Source organism: Aerococcus sp. 1KP-2016 (genome assembly GCF_002252085.1).
GTDB lineage: Bacteria > Bacillota > Bacilli > Lactobacillales > Aerococcaceae > Aerococcus.
The window spans coordinates 1-5,695 of record NZ_NEEY01000074.1 but is presented as its reverse complement, the minus strand read 5'-3'; the positions used below and the strand labels follow the sequence as shown (position 1 = coordinate 5,695).

At 39.5% G+C, this 5,695-nt stretch carries 6 protein-coding genes and 1 other annotated feature; of the genes, 1 reads left to right on the top strand and 5 read right to left on the bottom strand.

All coding sequences use genetic code 11. From position 1 onward, the window contains the following. Positions 1–211: hypothetical protein (locus B9P78_RS10415; RefSeq protein WP_233487866.1), on the top strand; the 211-nt coding region annotated here is incomplete at its 5' end. 312 nt (positions 212–523) lie between these two features. On the opposite strand, the gene msrA is transcribed toward B9P78_RS10415, so the two are convergent. From msrA to B9P78_RS09050, 5 genes are all read right to left on the bottom strand, one after another. Next, entirely contained in the window at positions 524–1,051 is a 528-nt protein-coding gene (gene msrA / locus B9P78_RS09070) for a peptide-methionine (S)-S-oxide reductase MsrA (RefSeq protein WP_094519123.1), read from the bottom strand. Between the two features lie 52 nt (positions 1,052–1,103). Continuing rightward, positions 1,104–2,411 (bottom strand): serine--tRNA ligase, encoded by a 1,308-nt coding sequence (gene serS / locus B9P78_RS09065; RefSeq protein WP_094519122.1) that lies wholly within the window; start codon positions 2,409–2,411, stop codon positions 1,104–1,106. A gap of 52 nt (positions 2,412–2,463) precedes the next feature. Beyond that, positions 2,464–2,703 (bottom strand) — a binding site (T-box leader). A 73-nt stretch (positions 2,704–2,776) separates the two neighbouring features. After that, positions 2,777–4,192, bottom strand: a complete 1,416-nt coding sequence (locus tag B9P78_RS09060) for a D-alanyl-D-alanine carboxypeptidase family protein (protein WP_094519121.1) — start codon at positions 4,190–4,192, stop codon at positions 2,777–2,779. Next, on the bottom strand, positions 4,193–5,140 hold the full coding sequence (locus tag B9P78_RS09055; RefSeq protein ID WP_233487864.1) for a cell wall metabolism sensor histidine kinase WalK: 948 nt from the start codon (positions 5,138–5,140) through the stop codon (positions 4,193–4,195). Positions 5,141–5,282: 142 nt separating this feature from the next. Beyond that, positions 5,283–5,695 (bottom strand): hypothetical protein (locus tag B9P78_RS09050; RefSeq protein ID WP_233487862.1); only part of this gene is annotated, 413 nt, incomplete at its 5' end.

Sequence of the window (5,695 nt, the reverse complement as noted above, 5' to 3'; positions counted from 1 at the left end):
TGAGCCAGGATCAAACTCTCATGAAAGTTTTCATGAGCTTGATTGCTCATTAAAGTTTGCTGACTTATTTATAGTAGTTCTCACTACTTTAGTAACTTTCGTTACTGAATTGTTGGTTTCAATCTTATCGATTGAACACCTACACAATTTGGTTTGTCTTCTTTGTTCAGTTTTCAAAGGTCTATTTATCGCCTTCGCGACAACTATTTAATAGTATCACGAGTTTGATTGGAAGTCAACAACTTTTTAAAAGATATTTAAATTGTTGTCTTCTCGGTTGTTGTTACGCTGTAACGCAACTATTAGATATTATCATGTGTGACACTTACTTGTCAACGACTTTTTTCAAAAAAATCCAATTACCAAAGGGCAATAACATGGATAACGTCTGAAAAATATATTAGCAGATTATGGGCATATTGTAAATAGTTTTTTAGCTATTTTTTCTTAAAAACAAAAAATAGGAAATCAGCAAATGTTTGCCTGATTTCCTATTGAACGATTCACAATCAAAAAGTATTTACTATACTTCTTCCCAAGCATCTTTGATAAACGTTTTTCGACCTGATAATTCAGCGTAACGTTTATAGTGTGCTGGGTTCTTTTGGTAAAATTGTTGGTGATAATCCTCTGCTGGCCAGAAAGTAGATGCTTCCGTAATTTTAGTCAATACAGGTTTGCTGAAACGACCACTGGCATCTAAAGCTTCTTTAGATGCTTGTGCAGCTTCCGCTTGCTCTTGGCTATTCACAAAAATTTCGGGACGGTATGAGTCACCGCGGTCAACAAATTGACCCATTGCATCTGTTGGATCTGTTTGTTGCCAATAGATGTCCAATAATTCTGAATATGAAATGGTTTCATTATCAAATACCACTTCAACGGCTTCCGTATGTCCTGTCGTTCCTGAGCAAACTTCTTCATAAGTAGGGTTTTCTTTATGACCACCAGTGTAACCTGATGTCACTTTTTCAATACCTGGCATTGCTTCGAATGGTTCTACCATACACCAAAAGCATCCGCCGGCAAATACTGCTGTTTCTTTAGACATATGAATTGCCTCCTCCTTTCTTAAGAAATGAATCTGCTCTAATTATAATACACTATTTTAGTTTTGAAACGCCAGATGCATTATCTTTTGTGATTTCAGTGATGCCACCCATATATGGTACTAATACTTCTGGAATAGTAACAGAACCATCAGCGTTTTGGTAGTTTTCTAGAATTGCAGTTACTGTACGGCCTACAGCTAATCCAGAACCATTCAATGTATGTACGTATTCAGGTTTTCCATTTGCGTTACGGAAACGAATCATTGCACGACGCGCTTGGAAGGCCTCTGTATTTGAACATGAAGAAATTTCACGATAAGTTTCTTGCGCTGGTAACCAAACTTCCAAGTCGTAAGTTTTGGCTGCAGAGAAGCCCATGTCCCCTGTTGATAGGGTAATTACACGGTACGGCAAGTTTAATTTTTGCAAAATGTTCTCCGCGTTATTTGTCATCTTCTCTAATTCTTCATAAGAATCTTCTGGACGTGCAAATTTCACCATTTCTACTTTTTGGAATTGGTGTAAACGAATCAAACCACGCGTATCACGACCAGCTGATCCTGCTTCTGAACGGAAGCTTGGAGACATTGCTGTGAAGTAGATCGGTAATTCTTCACCTGGAATAATTTCATTTGCATAGTAGTTTGTTAAAGGTACTTCTGCAGTGGGAATCAATGTTAGGTGACGCTCATCGTTTGTTGTTGAGAATACATCTTCGGTAAATTTAGGGAATTGACCGGTACCGTACATTGCAGTGTCATTCACTAAATATGGTGTGATTAATTCTTCATAACCTTCCGCTTGATGTTGGTCCAACATGAAGTTATAAACTGCACGCTCTAAACGAGCACCTAAACCACGATAGTAAACAAAACGTGCACCTGATACTTTAGCACCACGTTCAAAGTCTAAAATACCTAAGTCTTCACCAATTTCATAGTGTGCTTTTGGTTCAAAATCGAATTCGCGCGCTTGGTTCCAACGACGTACTTCTACGTTGTCATCTTCATCTGAACCAACTGGTACTGAATCATGTGGCAAGTTTGGAATACGATCAATAATGTAAGAAACTTTTTCATCTAAACCAGCAAGTTTTTCGTCTAATGCTAAGATTTCTTCTCCAACAGCTTTCATGCGGGCAATCTTGTCATCTGCATTTTCTTTATTACGACGTAGTAAACCAATTTCATCGGATACAGCATTACGTTCCGCTTTTAGTGCTTCTGTTTCTGAAATTACTTCACGACGTTGTGTATCTAAAGTAACTAATTCTTCTAATTGTGTTACTTCTACCCCACGTGTTTGTAATTTGGCTGCAGTTGCATCAAAGTTGTCCCGTAATAATTTGATATCAATCATATTATTTCCTCCTATTTTTTGTATAAAAAAAGCTACTTCGGCCTTCCAAAATGGAAGGGACGAAATAGCTTGAAATCTTCTATTATTGCGCGGTGCCACCCTACTTTAAGATTGCTATTCTTAGCATATCTTACGCTCATTAGATAACGGCTAACCCGGTTCTGCTTAGTAAACCATGCTTACATTCGCAGTCAGCGATTGTGTGGATTCATATTACGTCATTACTTGCTCTCACCTACCGCAAGCTCTCTTAAAATTAGGCAATATTACTAGTCACAATCAGTACTTTTTTCTTATTAGCTTCATTATATCCATGACATTATCAAATGTCAATCCAAGTCATATGGGTGAAACCCTGCTATCGCTTAGTTATTGCCACCAATCAATCCTTGTAAATCGCTCACCCAACCACTAAATAAATCTTCCATAATGCGGGCTACTTGAACCACGATACTGACTTTTTCAACATTCTCTGCAGGTACAATAGCATTTGATAGGTCTAGCTGATTAAACAAAGTTTCATCAAAATCTATCGTACTGTTAAATGTGTTAATCGATTCGTCTACAGTTAATGGTGCAGATAACGACAACTTGCCTGCTGCGTCGTATTGGAAAGCAGCATCGTAGGTTGAAACAAGCTGGCTATCTAAATCATAATCCACGGGCAAGAACATGGCATTTGTTTTCGCATATTGTAAATCTACACCTTCAATAGAACCTTGGTAAATCGTTGTATCTTCGGCATTTAACCAAGTCGCACCTTCTTCATATAAGGTCGTCCAAGCTAAATTTTCTTGTAGTGCGGTCAGCAAATTACCAGTATCTTCATAGCGTTGTGCTTCTGTATTAGCCCCTAAAGTCACAAGCATCACATCGTGGCCATCAATTTGACTCATAATAATAATGCATCGACCCGCCAATGTTTCTGTCCCCGTCTTCAGCCCTGAAACATCCGAACGTTCATAAGTATTTCCGGGTAAAAAGAGATTGGTATTTTCTAATGTGACTGTCTCTGTATCCGTCACGTTAAATGTTTTCGATGTAATATTTGAACGTTCCAACACGTCTGGGTATTGGTTGACGATTTCACGCGCCACGAACAAGATGTCGCGGGCTTGCATGCTATTTTCTTGATCAATGGTGTATGGTGATGCTGAGCCATCCGTCGTTGTTAACCATGAACCGGCTAAACCGCTGGCTGTATATAATTCAAAATCTTTGATGCCAAGCGCGATTAATTTTTCACCCATTTTGTCCACAAAAGCTTGTTCAAAGCCGCTAATGTATTCGGCCATCGCAACTACTGCTGCGTTACCCGAACCAATAATGGCTGCATCAATCAAATTGTCCAAAGTATAATAGTCGGTTGACTCGACTAAAGGTACATTAGACAGACCTGCTGCTGTCGATAAGGCAGCTACTTCAGCCGAGACGGGAATTTTGGTGTCTAAGGTCAAATTTCCAGCCGCAATTTCATCATAGACCACAAATAAAGAAATTAACTTGGTTAATGAAGCAATTCCGTGTAACGTGGCACTATTTTGATCAAAAAGAATCTGTCCGGTTTCGCTATCAATTGCCATCGCGGCATCTACGCCTAAACCGATATTTTCTGAAATTTGAGCAGAAAAAGTCTCAACTGTGCCGTCATCTGTTGTACTACTAGTCGCATCCACCGTACCCGCACCTGTTGCTAATGCTGTCGTCGGTAGGACGGTCAAATTGACCCCTATCAAGGCGACCAAGAAAATTGTTAACATTTTCGTCCAGTTATTCTTCACTTATGTTCGCTCCATTTCTTCATACTTATCGTCCGCCTCAAAGTGATTAGGAATTGTAAAGATAAACCGCGTACCCTTATTATCAGATTCCGCGTAAATCTCCCCCTTATGCAATTCAATAATCGATTGCGTAATCGCAAGACCTAACCCGCTACCTGTTTGTGGCTCTGTACGCGACTTATCACCCCTATAAAAACGTTGAAAGAGATCCTTCAACTGATTTTTCGGAATTTTAGCCCCGTCGTTCTCCACAGTAAAGGTCGTGTCTTCTTGATTTTGAACGATGATAATTTTAATATACTTCCCTTTACCACCATATTTAAAGACATTGGTAAATAAATTGCTAAAAATACGCACAAATTTTTCCGGATCAATATCCACCATAATATTGTCGGCCGGGTGGGCAATTATCTGAAATTCTCGACCAACCTTAGCTGATTCCAATTCAAATTCAACAGTAATTTGCTCGACCATGCGTACAACATTGATATGACTAATGGCCAATTTCGTGTCTACCTGTTTCACCTTGGTATATTCAAATAAATCTTCCGTCATGCGTTGCATTTGCAAGGCCTTGTCGTAGGCAATATTGATATACTTCATGGCTTTTTCTGGGTCCTTCAGCTCTTCTTGTTTCAGTAGCGTTAGGTAGCCAATGACAGATGTCAGAGGTGTTCGAATATCATGACTCATATTCGTAATCAAATCATCTTTAGATTGTTCAATTCGCCGCTCTTCTTCACGCGCTTTAACCGTGGAATCGACCAAACGGTTAATTGAATCAACAACAGGTTGCATTCCGTTCTTATCATCAACAGCAATTTTATGATGAAAATTACCTTGCGAAATATAATGCAGTTCGTCCAATACATAGCCGAGTTGCACTGCCCGTAGTCGGCGATATATTCGCCAACCAACGAATGTGATGCTTAAAACGATGTATACCATGGTGAGGCTTAGGAAGAAGTTTTGTTGAAATTGTGGGCGCACCAAAAAAGAGCAGGATACGCTTGTAAAAAATGGGAATAATTGGTTTCATAGGCCGTAATTAATACGAACATAATACCAAAATACAAGATAATCAGTATCGCTAGCCAAACAATCGCTTCAAAGAAAAGCTCTGTATGCATTCTACTTTTCTTCTTTTGCAAGTGCCCACCTCAATCTTTTCAACATTCATTCTTTTAAAAACTAGCGTCGGGACTGAACAAATACTGGCCAGCCACCCCGACGCTTCCATGATTTTAAATCTAGTCGACTTTCGTATATTCAGACGCTGCCCATTCCAGATTAGCTGGCGTTGACTATCGTCATCACGGGCGCTAATCTTCCATTGGTTGAGGGCTGAACGGTTCTTGTCGCACTCTATCAAACCTGCTCCAAGAGGCAGATTTGACTGCGTTTCAGAAAAATCCTTAAATCCCAAAGTACGGGCTTTAAGTTCATTTTCTTCCAACGGTTCAAATCTAAGCGCCTCTTGTCGCACTCTATTTGGCTGTGATT